The 16,660-nt window shown below is 68.8% G+C and carries 14 protein-coding genes; 5 read left to right on the top strand and 9 right to left on the bottom strand.

Annotation, left to right across the window (positions count from 1 at the left end):
• The first annotated feature begins 8 nt into the window (after positions 1-8).
• The 3 genes from Q8M88_RS05030 to Q8M88_RS05020 all read left to right on the top strand — a co-directional run bounded on the left by Q8M88_RS05030 (position 9) and on the right by Q8M88_RS05020 (position 6,478).
• Positions 9-2,315, top strand: a complete 2,307-nt coding sequence (locus Q8M88_RS05030; RefSeq protein ID WP_305595151.1) for a tetratricopeptide repeat protein — start codon at positions 9-11, stop codon at positions 2,313-2,315.
• Positions 2,316-2,319: 4 nt separating this feature from the next.
• On the top strand, positions 2,320-4,590 hold the full coding sequence (locus tag Q8M88_RS05025; RefSeq protein WP_305595150.1) for a glycosyltransferase family 41 protein: 2,271 nt from the start codon (positions 2,320-2,322) through the stop codon (positions 4,588-4,590).
• A gap of 67 nt (positions 4,591-4,657) precedes the next feature.
• On the top strand, positions 4,658-6,478 hold the full coding sequence (locus tag Q8M88_RS05020; protein WP_305595149.1) for a sensor domain-containing diguanylate cyclase: 1,821 nt from the start codon (positions 4,658-4,660) through the stop codon (positions 6,476-6,478).
• On the opposite strand, the gene Q8M88_RS05015 is transcribed toward Q8M88_RS05020, so the two are convergent.
• The 7 genes from Q8M88_RS05015 to rfbF all read right to left on the bottom strand — a co-directional run bounded on the left by Q8M88_RS05015 (position 6,475) and on the right by rfbF (position 12,670).
• Positions 6,475-7,128 (bottom strand): hypothetical protein, encoded by a 654-nt coding sequence (locus Q8M88_RS05015; protein ID WP_305595148.1) that lies wholly within the window; start codon positions 7,126-7,128, stop codon positions 6,475-6,477. The two genes, Q8M88_RS05020 and Q8M88_RS05015, sit on opposite strands and share 4 nt — an antisense overlap.
• Positions 7,125-7,943: an NAD(P)-dependent oxidoreductase gene (locus Q8M88_RS05010; protein WP_305595147.1), complete on the bottom strand. Its 819-nt coding sequence runs from the start codon at positions 7,941-7,943 to the stop codon at positions 7,125-7,127. Before Q8M88_RS05010 ends, Q8M88_RS05015 begins: the two co-directional genes overlap by 4 nt.
• A 4-nt stretch (positions 7,944-7,947) precedes the next feature.
• Positions 7,948-9,012, bottom strand: a complete 1,065-nt coding sequence (locus Q8M88_RS05005; RefSeq protein ID WP_305595146.1) for an FkbM family methyltransferase — start codon at positions 9,010-9,012, stop codon at positions 7,948-7,950.
• Positions 9,013-9,073: 61 nt separating this feature from the next.
• Positions 9,074-9,604 (bottom strand): dTDP-4-dehydrorhamnose 3,5-epimerase, encoded by a 531-nt coding sequence (rfbC, locus tag Q8M88_RS05000; RefSeq protein ID WP_305595145.1) that lies wholly within the window; start codon positions 9,602-9,604, stop codon positions 9,074-9,076.
• Positions 9,604-10,845, bottom strand: a complete 1,242-nt coding sequence (locus tag Q8M88_RS04995; RefSeq protein WP_305595144.1) for a class I SAM-dependent methyltransferase — start codon at positions 10,843-10,845, stop codon at positions 9,604-9,606. The genes rfbC and Q8M88_RS04995 overlap by 1 nt, the downstream gene beginning before the upstream one ends.
• The gene (rfbG, locus tag Q8M88_RS04990) at positions 10,842-11,900 is read right to left on the bottom strand and encodes a CDP-glucose 4,6-dehydratase (protein ID WP_305595143.1); all 1,059 of its coding nucleotides are present in this window, start codon (positions 11,898-11,900) and stop codon (positions 10,842-10,844) included. The genes Q8M88_RS04995 and rfbG overlap by 4 nt, the downstream gene beginning before the upstream one ends.
• A complete protein-coding gene (rfbF, locus tag Q8M88_RS04985) occupies positions 11,897-12,670 on the bottom strand; it encodes a glucose-1-phosphate cytidylyltransferase (protein WP_305595142.1) in 774 nt (257 codons plus the stop codon). The genes rfbG and rfbF overlap by 4 nt, the downstream gene beginning before the upstream one ends.
• 163 nt (positions 12,671-12,833) lie before the next feature.
• Here rfbF and Q8M88_RS04980 point away from each other — a divergent pair, with 163 nt between their 5' ends.
• Together Q8M88_RS04980 and Q8M88_RS04975 are read left to right on the top strand one after the other, a co-directional pair.
• Positions 12,834-13,556 (top strand): sulfotransferase domain-containing protein, encoded by a 723-nt coding sequence (locus Q8M88_RS04980; protein ID WP_305595141.1) that lies wholly within the window; start codon positions 12,834-12,836, stop codon positions 13,554-13,556.
• 65 nt (positions 13,557-13,621) lie between these two features.
• Positions 13,622-14,629 (top strand): M23 family metallopeptidase, encoded by a 1,008-nt coding sequence (locus Q8M88_RS04975; protein ID WP_305595140.1) that lies wholly within the window; start codon positions 13,622-13,624, stop codon positions 14,627-14,629.
• Between the two features lie 4 nt (positions 14,630-14,633).
• Here the strand turns inward: Q8M88_RS04975 and Q8M88_RS04970 are convergent, their stop codons facing one another.
• Together Q8M88_RS04970 and Q8M88_RS04965 are read right to left on the bottom strand one after the other, a co-directional pair.
• Complete coding sequence (locus tag Q8M88_RS04970) at positions 14,634-16,277, bottom strand: glycosyltransferase family 4 protein (RefSeq protein ID WP_305595139.1); 1,644 nt, start codon at positions 16,275-16,277, stop codon at positions 14,634-14,636.
• Between the two features lie 98 nt (positions 16,278-16,375).
• On the bottom strand, positions 16,376-16,660 hold a 285-nt coding region (locus tag Q8M88_RS04965; protein WP_371132631.1), incomplete at its 5' end, for a hypothetical protein.

Below are 16,660 nucleotides of genomic sequence, written 5' to 3'. Positions count from 1 at the left end.
GGCGGCGAATGGACGACAGGCTGCTGGCGGCGGACGCCGCTCTGAAAGCCGGCAAGGCGTCCGAAGCCATCGACCTGCTGTCGACGGTGTTGACCGAAGACCCCGCCCAGACCCTGCAGGTCTACCGGGTGCTGAGCCTGAAGCTCTACGAGGCGAAGCGCTACGACGAAGCGGCCGAGTGGGCCGGCAAGACGGTCGCCCGCTTCCCCAAGGAGTTCGAGCTGTGGAACCTCTACGGGGTCATTCTGCGCCGCGCGCGACGCTATGACGACGCGATCAAGGCGTTGGATCAGGCCCAGAAGCTCAATCCCAAGTCCAACGCGCCGTTGATCAACAAGGGCAACATCTACAACGACCTGGCCAACGGGCCAGCGGCGGAGGCGGTGTTCTCCAAGCTCGTGCGCCTGGACCCGCGTAACGCCGAATATCAACGCGGCCTGGGACGCGCCCTGATCAACCAAAAGCGTTACGACCAGGCGGCGGTACGTTGCCGCCAGGCGGTGACGCTGAAGAAGGACTACGTCGACGCCTGGATGGACTGGTCCGGCATGGAGTGCGAGCGGCTCAACTTCGACGCCGCCGTCGACATCGCCGAGCGCGCCGTCGCGGCCGCCCCCGGGGAGCGGCGCCTGCTGGAGGCCAAGGCCTCGATCCTGCGGCGGATGGGCCTGGCCCAGGCCACCGAGGACTTCCTGACGTCGCTGTTGCCGACCTACGGCGACGAGGCCTGGCTGCAACACGCCCTGGGCGCGTCGATTTCCGACCGCGACCGGGCCCGCGCCAACGACCATCTTGGCCGCGCCGTCGCGCTGGAGCCTGACAACCTCGAATACCGCATGGCGATGGTCGAGAGCCTGGAGCGCTCACGCCACGGCGACGAGGGCGCCAACATCGAGGCCGGCTACAAGCTGCTGCAGGAGACCCTGGCCCTGAAGCTCGGCGAGCCGACGCCGAAGTTCAATAAGGTCGCCAACGAGGTGCTGATCCGCGTCTGCGCCTTCGAGGAACTCGACGCGCTGGGGAGCTTCCGCGACCTCGGCCGCGGCTGGGCGGAGTCGGGCCGCCATACGGCGCTGCTGAAGCATCTGGCCAGAGTGCAGAACGATGAAGACCGCTACGAACTGCTGGAACAGCACCGGATCTGGGGCGACGCCGCTCTGGTGCTGGCGGCCCGCACGCCGGTCAAGAAGGCCAAAGCCCGCCGCGAGGGCGGCAAGATCCGGCTGGGCTTCATGTCGTCGGACCTGCGCAGCCATCCGGTGGGCTACTTTGCCTATCCGCTATTCGAATACCTCGACGACGAGCGCTTCGAGGTCTTCTGCTATTCGTTCTACCAGGGCCAGGAAGACGTGGTTCAGAAGTACATCGCCTCGCGCGTCGCCGGCTATCGGTGGAACCCGGACATCTCCGGCTACGCCGCGGCGCAGATGATCGCCGACGACGACCTGGACATGCTCATCGAGCTGGGCGGTTCGACCCATATGAACAAGCTGGAGGTGATGGCCTACAGGCCGGCCCGGCTGCAGGCGAGCTGGCTGGGCTATCCGCACTCGGCGGGCCTGAGCGCCATCGACTACATCGTGCTCGATCCGAACCTCGTGCCCGAGGACCCCAAGCTGCTGATCGAAACGCCGATGGTCATGCCCAAGACCTGGCTGGCGCTCGGGCGGCGCGCATTCTCCGAGAACTACAAGATCAACGAGGGCCTGCCGCAGGACGCTGCTGGCTGCATCACCTTCGGCACCGCCAACAACCCGCACAAGTACAGCGAGGCCGTGCTCCGCGCCTGGGCCAGGGTGGTCGCCGCCGTCCCTGGCTCGCGCTTCCAGTTCGTGCGCCCCGAGGGCGGGTCGGAGACATTCCGCAAGAACATCGAAAAGTACTTCGCCGCCGAGGGCGTCTCGGCCGATCGCATCGTCCACCGTGTCGTGCGTGGCCTGCATATGGCCTACTACAACGAGATCGACATCACCCTGGACCCGTTCCCGCTGACCGGCGGGACCACCACCTGCGAGGCGCTGTGGATGGGCGTGCCGGTGGTCAACCTGCGCGGCAAGGCGCTGTTCGAACGGCTCAGCGGTTCGATCCTGACCAACCTCGGCCTCGCCCACCATATCGCCGACAACCTCGACGACTTCGTGAGGATCGCGGTGGACCTGGCCGCGGACCGGGACCAGCGCCTCGCGCTGCGCCACAGCTTGCGCGAGCGCATGCGTGCAAGCCCGCTGGGCCAGAACGAACAGTTCGCCAGGGACTTCTACGACCTGGTGGCCAGCACCGTCCAAAGCCGCTTGGGCGTGCGCGAGACGGCGTGAGCCGATGACCCCGCCAGGCGACGCCGAGCCGGCCCTGGCGGCCGGTGATCTGGCCGGCGCCGCGCAGGCGCTGGACGCGGCCCTGGCCGCCGGCGAGCCAGTGGCCGCAGGGCTGATCGCCCGTCTCTGCGCCGGCTTCATCCAGACGGGACGCGCCGATGCAGCCGAGACCTGGGCGCGGCGCGGGCTGGAAACGCTGGGCGAGGATTTCGACCTGCGGCAAGCGCTGGGCGTGGCTCTGCGGCGCCAACGCCGCTTCGACGAGGCGGTCGAGGCGCTGACGACCGCCCACACCCTTCGCCTGGGCGATCCGGGACCGCTGTACAATCTGGCCAACGTCCACAACGACCGCGGTGACGGCGCCGCCGCCGCCGAGATTCTCAGCCAGTTGCTGGCGGCCCATCCCGACGACGCCCAGTTGCACCACATGATGGGCCGCGCTCAGCGTCACCTGGGCGAGTTGGAAGCGGCCGACGCGGCGCTCGCCGAAGCCCTGCGCTGCGATCCCCGGTTCATCGAAGCCTGGCGCGATCGCGCGATGCTGGCCAGCGAGCGCCAGCGACACGAGGAGGCGCTGTCCATCCTCGACGCCGCGCAAGCGCCGCTGCCGGATGCGCCGCGGCTGGTGGAACGGCGCGCCGAGGTCCTGATCCGCGCCGGCCGGGCCGACGAGGCGCGTGCCTGCCTCGAGGCCGCGCTGCGCACCCGGCCCGACGCGGCCTGGGCGCATCTGCAGCTGGCCCGGCTGCTGCTGGACAGCGACCTCGCAGCCTCCCTCGCGCATGCCGAACGTGGTGTCGCCGCCGCGCCCAACTCCGCCCTTCATCGCCTGGCGCTGGCGCACGCCCAGTCGCGGGCGGCGGGGGTCGGACGGTCCGACCTTCTGCAGCCGGCCTATGAGGCGGCGCGCGCCATGACGGCGCGTGGCGGGCCTGCGCCCGTGGAGCATGCCTTCGTCCTGCGCGGCATCCTCGCCCAGGCCGGCGACGTCGACGCCGCCGAAGCGGTGGGGGGCTTCGAAACGCTCGGTCGCTACTGGGCGCTGAACGGCCAGCACGCCGCCCTGCTCTCGCAGTTGCCACGGGTGCGCACGGCGCAAGATCGGCGGGAGCTGCTGCACCAGCACCGGATGTGGGCGGCCCCGATCGAGCGACGTGCGGCGCGCAATCCGGTGGAGCGCCGACCCAGGGCGCCGCGCGAGAAGCTGCGGATCGGCTTCCTATCCTCGGACCTGCGCCGCCATGCCGTCGGCCATTTCGCGCAAGGGCTGTTCGAGCATTACGACCGCGACCGGTTCGACCTTTACGCCTACTCGTTCTTTCCCGGCGAGGCGGATGCGGTGCAGGCGCGCATCGCCGGCCAGATCGAAGGCTTTCGGGTCATGCCCGGCGCGGCCGAGCGCGACGCGGCCCAGGCGATCGCCGCCGACGGCCTCGACATGCTGATCGAGATGGGCGCCACGACCCGCTGGAACCACGTGCAGGTGATGGCCTATCGCCCGGCCCGGGTTCAGGCGAGCTGGCTGGGCTACCCTCATTCGGTGGGCCTCGCCGACATCGACCACCTGATCCTCGATCCGCACCTTCGGCCTGGCGATCCGGGGCTTCTGGTCGAGCGTCCGCTGATCATGCCCAGCACCTGGCTGGCGCTGGGCGCCCAGGCGTTCACCGATCACCCACCGGTCGGCGCTCCGCCGCAGGACGCCAACCGCTTCATCACCTTCGGCACAGCCAACAATCCGAACAAGTACACCCGCCCGATGCTGCAAGCCTGGGCGCAGGTGGTGGCGCGCACGCCCGACGCCCGCTTCCTGTTCGTGCGCCCGGAAGCCGCCGCGCCGGCCTTCCGCGACAACATGCGCCGCGCCTTCGCCGAGGCCGGGGTCGCGGAGCAGCGCCTGCTGTTTCAGCCGTCGTGGGGCGACCACCTGCAGCACTACGGGCGCATGGACGTCTCGCTCGACACCTTCCCGCTCACCGGCGGCACCACCACCTGCGAAGCGTTGTGGATGGGCGTTCCGGTCATCTCCCTACGCGGCGAAGCGGTGTTCGAGCGGCTCAGCCACTCGATCCTGACCAACGCCGGGCTGGGCGAACTGTCGAGCGTCAGCGTAGCGGAGTTTGTGGAGACCGCCGTGGCCCTAGCGGCCGATCGCGCGCGGTTGGCCGGGCTGCGCTCCGGTCTGCGCCAGCGTCTGCGCGCCAGTCCGCTCGGCCAGGGCGAGACCTTCACCCGTGACTTCTTCGATCTGATCGCCAGCGCCGTTCAGGGCTAGCAGGGCGCGGGAACCGGCGTCAGGGCGTTAATCGTTCAGGCGCCTCACTCGCCCTATAAGCGAGTTCATGCGTTTAGCCACCATCACCAACTGGGCCTACGGTTGCACAGTGGCGCTCGCCCTCGCCTCCTGTTCGACCATGCTGCTGGCGTCAGCCGCCCAGGACCGCGAGCGAGCCGCCGTCGCCCAGCGCTACGAACTCGATCACGCCACATCGATGATCTCCGAGGAGGTCTTCGCCTTGAGCGCATTGGCGCGCCAATACGCGGTCGCCGGCGACGCCTCGGCCTTGGCGGCCTACCGCCACGAGCTCAAACGTCTTCGCGTGGTCGAAGATCGCGTTAAACACATCCGGGACGCCGGGGCGGGTGCGGACGAGCTGAATGCGCTCCGGGATGCGCTCCGCTGGACGGACGCTCTGCAGGATGAGCAGCAGCAGGCCCTCACCGCAGCCGAGACTGGCGATCGCACCACCGCCATCAACATCCTCTTCGCGTCCGAATACGAGCGCGAGCTGGATCGTGTCCGCAGCGATATCGAGCGCTTCCAGTACCGGATCGATCAGCGCACCGACGCCGAGGTGAAGGCGGCGATCAGCACGTCGAAACTCTGGCGCACGGCGTCGGAGGTCGTGCTGGGCGGCACAGGCTTCCTGTTCCTTTGCGTGCTGTTCTTCGTGTTCCGCCAGCGCGTGCTGCGTCCCGTCGTCAAACTCAGCGACGTGGTGAGCCGTCTGGCCGCCCAGGACTATGCCGCCGAGCCGCCCGAGTACGAACAGATCGACGAGATCGGCGACATGGCCCAGGCCCTGCGCGTGTTCCGCGAGAACGGCATCGAGCGCCAGCGGCTGGAGCAGGAACGCGACGCGGACCGCGCGATGCGCGACCTGATCTCGCGCATGACCCAGCGGATGCAGCGGTGCGACACCCTGGCTGACCTGGAGGGCGTGATCCAACGCTTCGCCCCCGAGGTGATGCCCGAACTCGCGGGCCGCCTCTATCTGCTCGACAGTTCCCGCAACGTCCTGGTCGAGGGCTGCTCGTGGCTGGACCCCGTGCATTCGCGCGCCGAGTTCTCGCCCCTGTCATGCTGGGGGCTGCGGCGTGGCAACGAGCACCGGGCGAGCGACGGCCATGTGGATGTCCCCTGCGGGCACCTCGAATGGTCGGGAGACCACGTCCCGGAAAGCCTCTGCATGCCTCTGACCGCCCAGCAGGGCGCGTTCGGCCTGCTGTACTTCGAGCCGCTTCCCGGCAGGCGCCTGTCGGACGGGCGCGACGTCTATCTCAAGATGCTCGCCGAGAACATCGCCCTGGCCTTGGACAACCTGCGCCTGCGCGACGCCCTCCGTGACCTGGCGATGGCCGATCCCCTGACCAAGCTCGCCAACCGGCGACAGCTCGACACCATGCTGGAGGTCCAGCTCACCGAGTCCGAGCGCCACGGCGCTCCGATCAGCTGCGCCATGATCGACATCGACCATTTCAAGCGCTTCAACGACGACCACGGCCATGACGCCGGCGACGCTGTGCTGCGCGCAGTGGGGGCGACCCTCCAGCGATCGATCCGCGAAGGAAACCTGGTGTTCCGTTATGGCGGCGAAGAGTTCCTGATGCTCATGCCCGGGATGGATGTCGACCAGGCGGCGGAACGCGCGGAAGAGGTGCGCACACGCATAGCCGCACTTCATGTCGTCCACGACGGCAAGGCGCTTGGATCGATCACAGCGTCTGTCGGCGTCGCCACCGCGCCTGTTCATTGTCCGCGCGATCGCCTGACCCAGACGGCGGACGCGGCGCTTCTGCGTGCAAAGCAGGGCGGACGAAACCAGGTGGTCGTAGCCGCGACGCGGATGGACGAACGCCCGGCCATCACCGCGTCAGCTTAATCGCGGAAGTATTGCTTCAGCAGGTCGGCGGGCGCAGGCCGAAAGGCGAGTTCGCCACGCTCCGCCGCGAACACCATGGAGCCGGCGGGCGCTGTACGGTTGATCACCCGCACGCCTTGCGACAGCACGGCGCCGTCTTCGATCACTGCGCGGCCGACCACCGAGCTGTCGGGATAGAGCACCACCCGGTCGCCGATCACCGGGATGTCGGACAGGTGACGGCCGACGTTGACGTTCTGATAGAGCACCAGCCGGTTGCCGTAGGTCGCCTTGGCCAGGACGATGCCGACGCTGTGACCGATGTAAAACTCCTCCGGCATGGCGATCTCGTAGAACAGGTCGATGCCGTTCAGCGCCTTGTTCATCAGGAACAATCGCGTGGGCGCGCCGGTGTCGCCGGACCGCCGCCAGATCGTGTTGGCGAGGTAGTAGAGGTAGATGCAGTACTGCGACGACTGCAGATAGTTGAACTGGTCCGGTCGCCAGGGTGCGCAGGCGTTGATGCAGCGATGCAGCCGCTCCAGCGCCTCGTCGAGATGGGCGTCGACGATGTCGCGGAACGCCTCGGTGCGACCATCGGGGATCAGGTTCGCGCACTGGGCGGCGGTATAGTCCACGAGACTGGAACGTGTGTGGTCGATCAGCTTCACGCCAGCGCCTCCGTACGCAGATAGCCGCGCACCACATCCTTCACGCTGCGAGGGATTACGCCAAGCGCCCGCAGGCGGGCGATGTCGGCGTTGGGCGGCGCGGGCGGGTTGGCCTGGCCGGTAAAGGTCACCCGCCAGCCCTCCTCGGCGAACTGCGCCGCGAGCTCGGCGTTGGTGGTGAGCGCGCCGCCGGCGACGTTGATGACGCCAGGTTCCGGCGCTGCAACTATGGCGATCAGAGCTTCGACCACATCGTCCACATGGATGTAATCGCGCGCGATGTGCGGGCTGGATTGCAGGGTCAGCGCGCGGCCGCCGCGTGCGGCGACCAGCCATTCGGAGAGGAACCCTGGGTCCCCGTCACGCCAGCCGAACACGTTGGACAGCCTGGCGACGCCGCCGCGTCCCGTCATCTGGGTCAGTGCGATGTTCTCGCCCAACGCCTTGCTGAGGTCGTAGATGTGGCGCGGCTCGGCCGGCCGCAGCGCCAGCGGCAGATCCTCGTGCATGTCGCCGCTCCCACGATCGGCGGCGTCGTAGAGCCTTGTGGAGGACGTGTAGACGAAGCGCTCGAAGCTCGCCCGGGCGGCGATCTCGGCGACCAGCGTGGCATGCGCCTCAACGGTGTCGAACGGCCGCTGGGCGTAGTCGGCGGTCAGGCCGGCGCAGTAGTAGACGACGCCAAGGTCGCGCTCGAACAGCGTCTGGTCGCCCTTGGCGGGGGTGAAAACCTCGACGCCCTCGCGCTCCAGCCTCTCCCTCAACCGGCCGCCGACGAAGCCGGCCGCGCCGACGATGGTGGCGCGAGCGGCCACCGCCCTAGAGGCCGCCGATCGGGTGGTGCAGCGCCGGGTCCTTGTGGCGCAACAGCTTCGGGCTCACGTCCCGGCAGATCAGGTAGCGGTCATTGTCGAACACCGAGGCGTCCTTCACCGCCACCATGTTGAAGCCGTGCGGCGGGCCTTCCAGGTGGATCGCGCCCAGCGGGATAAGCTCGATCGGCCGGCCGGCCAGGTCGTAGTTGGAGTTGAAGTCGCGCAGCGCGAACAGCTCGTAGCCATGCCCGGTCAGGAACCTGGCCAGCGGCGTGTTCTCCAGCCCGACGCTCCAGTCGACGTAGTGGCGATGCACCTCGAACAGGATGTCCGGCGCCTCACCCTTCGGCTGGGCCAGGAACGGCTCGGCGCCCTTGAGCGCCGCCATCTCCGCCCCCTCGATATCCAGCACGATGAGGTCGAGCGCGTTGACGCCCGCCGCCGCCAGATAGTCGGAGATGGTGATGGTGCGGAAGCCGTCGTCAGCGCCCTCTGCAGTCACTTCGGCGCTGGCGAAGGAGTCGTAGCCGACCAGCTTCAGGTTGGTGGAGCTGTCGTCCCACAGGCCTTCCGACCGAGGCCTGATGTTCGTCAGGCCGTTCAGCTCGGCGTTCCGCTGCAGCATGGCGCGCTGTTCGTTGTTCGGCTCGAAGGCGTGCACCACGCCGCCGCCGGCGGCGACTTCGCGGGCGATGAGGATTGCGTGGTCGCCGAAGTAGGCGCCGCCGATCACCACCTGCTTGGCGCGCCGGGCGAGGTCCACGAGGATGCGGCTGGTCTGCGGTTCCCAGGCGTGGTCGGGCGTCTCCGGCTGCGACATCACGAAGTCGCGGGCGATCTTCGAGCGGTAGAGGAACTCGAAGGTGACGCCGTTCGACAGCGTCTTGCGCACCACCTGGTCGTCGTCGAACAGGGCGTCGACCAGCGGTCCAGTCACCTCCTCGCGGATGTCGACGCCGGGCGTGGCGATCTCGGCTTCCAGCGCCAGGATCTGGCGGATGAAGGCGCTGCGCCAGGCCGGCTCGGCGGCCAGTTGGCGAAGCGACGACAAGGCTTTTTCGTCGGACATTCCGGTAGTCCCAATCCACTCGCCGCGCGCCGCGCGGACATCTGACAGTGCGATCGCGACGTCAGCGATCGTATGAAGCATAGGCCGCGTCGCGCGGAGAGATCACCCGCGGCGACTGCGGCCACGCGATCGCAAACGCCGGATCGTCCCAGCGCACGCCCGCGTCGTGGCCCGGCTGATACATCTGGTCGATCTGGTAGACCACGTCGGTGTCAGCCTCCAGGGTGAGGAAGCCGTGCGCGACGCCGTGCGGGATCAATAGCGCGCGGCCGTTGTCGGCGGAAAGCTCGGCCGCCGTCCAGCGTCGGTGCGTGGGACTGTCCTCGCGCAGGTCGAGCGCCACGTCGAAAGCGCGTCCGCGGGTCACCCGCACCAGCTTCACCTCGGCATGGGGCGGCGTCTGATAGTGCATACCGCGCAGGGTGCCGGCCTGTGCGTTGTGCGACAGGCTGGATTGCACAGGCGCGAACGGATGGCCCGCCGCCTCGAATTCCTGCGGGCAGTACAGCCGGGCGAAGAAGCCGCGCTCATCGCTCGCCGGTTCGATGTCGACGCTCACCACGCCGGCGATCGCGGTCGGGCTGAAGCGCATCAGGGCCAGACCTTGACGTTCGGCGCGGCGGTCACGAACCGCCCTCCCCAATCTCGCACGTAGGCGAGCTGGTCGATGATCTCGTCCTTCAGGTTCCAGGGCAGGATCAGCACATAGTCGGGCCTCACCACCTCGACCTGCGCCGGCGCCTGGATCGGGATATGGCTGCCCGGCAGGAAGTGGTCCTGCTTGTGCGGATTGGCGTCGAAGGCGCTGACGATGTCGTGGGCGCCGACGCCGCAGTAGTTGAGGAAGGTGTTGCCCTTGGCCGCCGCGCCATAGGCCGCGACGCGCGCGCCCTCACCCTTGGCCCGCGCCAGGAACGCCAGGAACCCGTCGCGCACCGCCTCTACCTTGGGCGCGAAGCCGCCGTAGGTCTCGATGCGCCCCAGCCCCGCCGCCGCCTCGCGCGCGCGCAGGTCGCGGAGCGCCTGGGTCTCTACATGGTTGGACGCCTGGTGCGCGCAGAACAGCCGCAGCGACCCGCCGTGGGTGGACAGCAACTCCACGTCGAAGGGCCGCAGACCGTTAGCCGCCAACACCTGCTCCACCGAGGTCAGCGACAGGTAGGAGAAGTGCTCGTGGTAGATGGTGTCGAACTGCACCTGCTCGATCAGGTTCAGCAGGTGCGGAAACTCGAAGGTCAGCACGCCCTGCGGCTTCAGCACGTGGCGGAAGCCGGCGGCGAAGTCGCCAATGTCCGGCACATGGGCCAGGACGTTGTTGGCGGCCATCAGGTCGGCTTGCACGCCACGTTGCGCCAACGCCTGACCGGTCGCGGCGTTGAAGAAGGCGACCTCGGTGGGCACGCCGCGCTCGACCGCGGCCTGGGCGGTGTTGGCGGTGGGTTCGATCCCCAGCACCGGCACGCCCGCTTGCGCGAAGTGCTGCAGCAGGTAGCCGTCGTTGCTGGCCACCTCGACCACCAGCGATGAGTCGCCGAGACCGAGCCGCCTGGTCATCGCCTCGGCGTAGGCCTTGGCGTGCGCGACCCAGCTCGGCGAGTACGACGAGAAATAGGCGTAGCCGCCGTCGAAGATCTCTTCCGCCGACACAGGATCATCGACCTGCACCAGGAAGCAGCGGTCGCATACCCGCGCGTGCAGCGGGTAGCGGCGCTCGGTTCCCGCCGCCAACTCGGCCGCCGTCAGGTAGCTGTTGGCCAACGGCTGGTCGCCCAGGTCCACGAAGGTGTGGGTGAGCGGAGCTGAGCAGAATCGGCAGGTGGGCGCGCGCGTCATCGGCCGCCTTCGTAAGCCGCGATCTGCGCTTCGCAAAGCCGCAAGGCGTCCTCGCCCGCGCCCTGTCGGCGATACCACTCCATGGTCAGGGCGACGGCGCCCGGCGCATCCAGCCGACTCTCAAAGCCCAACACGCGCCGCGCGGCGCTCGCGTCCACCGCCAGGGTCTTGGCTTCAATCGAATGCGGGTCGGGCTCGTGGCGCCACGGCTTCGCGCCCAGCGCCTCGACCGCCAGGCTGGCCAGTTCGCCGACGCTGACCTCGGGTCCGCCAGGCGCCGGGCCGAAGTTGAGCGCGCGGGGGGTATCCGCCCGCAACGCCAGGGCCTCGGCGTAGACGAGGTAGCCGGCCAGGCAGTCCAGCACATGCTGCCAGGGTCGAGTGGCTTCCGGGTGGCGCAGCGCCACCGCCTCGCCGCCCGCCGCCGCGCGGACGATGTCGGCGACCAGGCGGTCGCGGGAGAAGTCGCCGCCGCCGATCACGTTGCCGCCCCGCGCGGTGGCCAGCGGCACGCCGGCATTGTTGAAGTAGCTGCGGGCAAAGCTCGCGGCGACGATCTCCGCCGCCGCCTTCGACGCCGAATAGGGGTCCTTGCCGCCGAGCGCGTCGGCTTCGCAGAAGGCGCGACCCTGGTCGGCGTTGGCGTAGACCTTGTCCGAAGTGACGACCAGGATCGCCTGCAGGCTGTCTTGCCGACGCAACCCCTGCAGCAGGTGGGCCAGTCCCATCAGGTTGGTCGCGAAGGTCGACACCGGATCCTCGATCGCGGTGCGCACGATCGGTTGGGCCGCCAGGTGCAGGACGATGTCGAAGGGCTCTGCGAGGCTTGCGTCCACCGCGGCCTGGTCACGCAAGTCGACGATGCGCGAGGCGACCAGGTGATCGACGCTGGCCAGGTCGAACAGGCTGGGCGCCTGGTCGGGCGCCAGGGCGAGACCGGTGACCTGCGCGCCAAGGCGGTGCAGCCAGATCGCCGCCCATGATCCCTTGAACCCTGTGTGGCCGGTCAACAGGACACGCTTGCCGGCCCAGAAGCTCGGGTCCGGCGTCCTCATGTCCACTGGCGCCAAGGCGCTTCGCCAGACGCCCACAGGGCCTCCAGGTGGTTCTTGTCGCGCAGGGTGTCCATGGCCGCCCAGAAGCCCTCGTGGCGGAAGGCCATCAGCTCGCCGTCGCGGGCCAGGCCCTCAAGGGGCGCGGCCTCGAACGGCGTGGCGTCGTCGGCGACGCGAGAGACGACCTGCGGTTGAAGCACGAAGAAGCCGCCGTTGATCAGGCCGTTGTCGCCGGGCGGCTTTTCCATGAACCGCTCGACCCGGTTCTCGGCGATCTCCAGCGCGCCGTAGCGGCCGGGCGGCGCCACGGCCGTCACCGTCGCCTGCCTGCCGTGCGCCCGATGGAAGGCGGCCAGCGCTGTCAGGTCCACGTCGGCCACGCCGTCGCCATAGGTGAAGAAGAATGGCTCGCCGGGTTCCAGATACCGGGCCACCCGCTTCAGCCGGCCGCCGGTCATCGTCTCGGGGCCGGTATCGACCAGGGTCACGCGCCAGGGTTCGTGATTGGTGGCGTGGTACTCGACCGAACCCTTGGCCAGATCGACGGTCAGATCGGCGTTGTGGAGTACGTAATTCGAGAAGTACTCCTTGATGATGTAGCCCTTGTAGCCAAGGCAGACGACGAAGTCGTTGAAGCCGTGCGCCGAGAACATCTTCATGATGTGCCAAAGGATCGGCCGCCCGCCGATTTCGATCATCGGCTTTGGGCGCAGGTGGCTTTCCTCGGATATCCGGGTGCCCAGGCCGCCCGCCAGAATGACCGTCTTCATGGTTTCGTCCGCCGCGGGCCGCGCACTTGCCGCGGCCAGTCCCCGTCTGTAACTGGACCCTGCATATCGCGTGTCCTGGGCGCGATGAAAGACGTATCGCGCGCCTGCGGCTCTCTGCTGCGGCGCTCCGGCTGAACGAGGCGGCATGGATCGGGATCGGCGCGTGGATTTCATCGTCGTCGGCGCCCAGAAGGCCGGGACCACGGCGATGTTCGACTTCCTGTCCGATGACCCCGCCCTGGCGCTCTCCGACGTCAAAGAAGTGCATTTCTTCGATGACGAGACACAGAATTGGTCGGCGCCGGATTTCGACGCCTACCACGCGCACTTCGGCGCGCGGGACGGCCTGCGCGGCGAGGCCACGCCCATCTACGCCTACTGGCCGAACGCGCTGGAACGCATCCGCGCCTACAATCCCGACGCCAGGCTGATCCTGATGCTGCGCGATCCGGTGCAGCGCGCCTGGTCGCAGTGGCGGATGGAATATTCGCGCGGCGTCGAGACCCATCCGTTCAACTGGTGCATCAGAGAAGGCCGCCAGCGGCTGTTCGAGGCCGAGCCGTGGGGCGTGCACCGCGAGTTCAGCTATGTCGAGCGCGGCTTCTACGGCGAGCAGGTCGCACGGTTGCTGACCCTGTTCGCGCGCGAACAACTGCTGGTGCTGCGCGCCGAGGACCTGCGCGCCGATCCGAACCCGTCGCTGGCCGCGGTCCGCGAATTCCTGGGCGCCCCGCAACGCGCGGCGATCCCTGCACGCGACGTGCATGTGGGGCGCGAGATGGCCTATGGCTCCGACCTCGCGACCAGCGACATTGAACACCTGCGCCGGGTCTATGCCCGCGACGCCGAGCGCCTGGGCGATCTCACCGGCATCCGCTTCGGCTGAGCCGACGCCATATTTCCGGCGGCGCGCGCCCGTATTGGGAGCGATCGAAAAGCCGGGAAGTCCTGATGCGCATAGCCGTATTGGCCGTTCTGCTCGCCCTGGGCGCCTGCGGTGACGCGGGTGATTCGACGGCCGCGCCCAAGGCTGCGCCGCCACACGTCGCCCCGCCCGCTCGCGAGGGCCCGGAGTTGTCGTTTCCCCTGGACTGCACCATCGGCGCCGGGTGCGAGGTGCAGCAGTATCCCGACCACGATCCCGGTCCCGACTACCGCGACTACGCCGGCGGGCGGCAAAGCTATGACGGGCACGGCGGAACGGACATCCGTATCGCCGACATGGCCGCCCAGCGCGCCGGCGTCGCCGTGCTGGCGGCGGCGCCGGGCCGGGTGATGCGGCTGCGCGACGGCGTGCCTGACGTCTCGATCCGCGCGGCCGACGCGACCACGACGACGGGGCGCGAGTGCGGCAACGGCGTGGTGATCGACCATGGGGGTGGCTGGGAAACCCAGTACTGCCACCTGGCGCAGGGCAGCCTGACGGTCAGGCCGGGCGAAAGCGTCGTCGCCGGCCAGCCGATCGCGCGCGTCGGCCTGTCGGGCGCCACCGAATTCGCGCATCTCGAACTGGACGTACGCCACGCCGGGGTTTCGGTGGATCCCTTCGCGCCTGCCTCGGGCGGGCCGCTATGGAGCGACAAGGCGCGGGCGGCGATGGCCTACAAGCCCGGCGCGGTGCTGAACGCCGGCTTCGCCGCCCAACCCGTGACCTTGCAGCAGGTGGAGGACGGGAGCGTCGCCCCGCCCACCGCCGATTCGCCGGCGCTGATCGCCTATGTCCGGGCCATCGGCCTGAAGGCCGGCGACGAGATCGAGATTGCGCTCAAGTCCCCGGACGGCGGCGTGCTGGCGCAGGACCGCTCAAAGCCCCTCGACCGCGACAAGGCGCAGCAGTTGGTCTTCGTCGGCAAGCGCAGGCCTGCGGCGGGTTGGCCGACGGGGGCCTACCGCGGCGAGTATCGGGTGTTTCGGGCCGGAAAGGTCGCCCTGACCCGCAGCTTCGACATCCGCATCTGAACCGTCAGGCGAGGCGCACGACGCCGAACTTCGCTAGCCAGCCCAGGCCGCGCTCAAGGAAGTAGCGACGGCCGGCGGGAAAGTCAGCGAGCAGGCCGGAGACCGTGAGCGGGACTTCGGGCGAAAGCCGGCCGACGATCGCCTCCACTTCGTCGGGCGTCGGGAAATTGTAGGCCACCAGTGAAGCCATCGGGCTCTTCAGCACCGCGATCGCCGAGGCGGGCGTGACGCCGGGGGACAGGACCACCTGCGTCGCCGCGGTGATGTGGCGCGTCGCGTAGCCGGCGAACGCCCGGAAGGGGTCCATCCGCCAGGGGTTGTCGGGGTTGGCCGGCGATGGAGCCGCCGCCGCGCGCCGCGCCGCGAGGTCCGCCCACAGCGCCTGGTACCTGGGAATGATCACCGACCAGTCGAACTCGGTGCGCGCATGCGCCTGGGCTGCTTCGCCCATCTCGCGCGCGATGCGCGGGTGGCGGATGAGGACGGCGATCGCATCGGCGGCCCTGGCGATGTCGACGGCGGTCGTCTGGGCGGCGAGGCCGACATAGCTGCTGTAATCGATCCAGCCGTTGGCGTAGCCGAACGCCAGGTCGCGCCCCTGGCCGGGCGACGGCGCCCAGGTCGGGATGCGGAATCCATCGACGTTGTCGCGCACCGTGTCGCGATAGCCGTCCCAGTCGCTGACCACGCTGGGCAGGCCGGCGGCCATAGCCTCCAGCGGGGTCAGGCCAAAGGTCTCCTGCACATTGTCAGACAGGCTGATGAACACGTCGGCGACGGACCAGATAGAGAAGCGGGTCTCCGCTGGGCGTCCGTCGACCACGACGTAGCGTACCGAGGGACAGAGCGTGCGGGCGCCGTCGTGGTAGCGCGCCTCGGCCTGCGCGTCCTCCGCCCAGCCTGACAACACCCACCAGACCTCGCGGCCGGTCTCGCGGGCGGCGGCCTCGAGGGCCAGGGCCATGACGCCCGGGTTCATCTTGCCGAGTGCGCTGAACCGGCCGACGTAAAGCGCGACGACGGCGTCTGCGGGGATACCCAGCCGTTCGCGCCAGGTCGCTCGCTGGGCGTCGGTGCGGGCGAAATCGGCGGTGTTGATCCCGAGCGGGATGGTGACGCGCTGTGGTTCCGGCGTGCGCCTCGGCCCGAACTGGAAGGCCAGATAATCGCGGATGGCGTCGAGCTGCGCCTCGACCGCGGCGCGCACCGCCTCTGAGGTGCAGATCAGGGCGTCATGCGCCTGGGTCGGCGCGACCAGCAGCTGGCCGATGTCGGCCTGGATCTCGGCGCTGGCGGTGGTGTGGGTGATCCCGCAGATCGAGTAGGCGTTGGCGCCGAACGGCGAGCGTTGCCAAGCCTCGCGGCCGACGAAAGGACCCGGCAGATAGACCGCGCCTGCCTCGCCCAGTCGTCCCCGGTCGCGCATGCCGATCCAGCTACGCGGGCGCGCGTCGCCGTGCAGCGCGTCGACCATCGCCTCGAGTTCCGGCAACGGTCGGGCTGCCACGTTCCAGAACCGGAAGCCGTCGACATCGCCGTGCCGCAGGAAGCCGCGCAAGAAACTCTCGCCCGCCGAATGGCGTCCCATGAGCACGTCGCCGCTGGTCAGGTAGGCTTCCGGATCCAGGTAGATGGCGGCGTTGGACATCTTGAGGCTGCACGCTCGGCGGGATCGCAGGGAGACCCCAAAAGAAAAGGGCCGCCCCGAAGGACGGCCCTTAAACTCAGTCTTACCGGAAGCGAACCTTAGACGATGTTCGTGTCCGAGATGTCGTTGACGCTGCGGCCCACCAGGACCACCGCATCTTCATAGGTGCCGTTGTCGGCCGCGTTATCGGTGAAGATCACCACGTCGGTCCCCACTTGCACTGCGACCACGTCCACACCCGCCGCGATTTGGGCGTTGGCGAAGGTTTCCGCCGTAGTGAAGTCCGCCTGGGTGCTTTCCGTGTAGGACACGCCAGCGCCGCCGAAGTCGAGGCGATCGGTGGCTTCCCAGTCGTTGATCAGGTCGAACGAGCCGACGGTCGA

The sequence above is a fragment of the Phenylobacterium sp. genome (genome assembly GCF_030693805.1).
Classification (GTDB): domain Bacteria; phylum Pseudomonadota; class Alphaproteobacteria; order Caulobacterales; family Caulobacteraceae; genus Phenylobacterium.
Note: the sequence above shows the minus strand (reverse complement) of the source record. Positions and strands in the feature narration are given on the sequence as shown.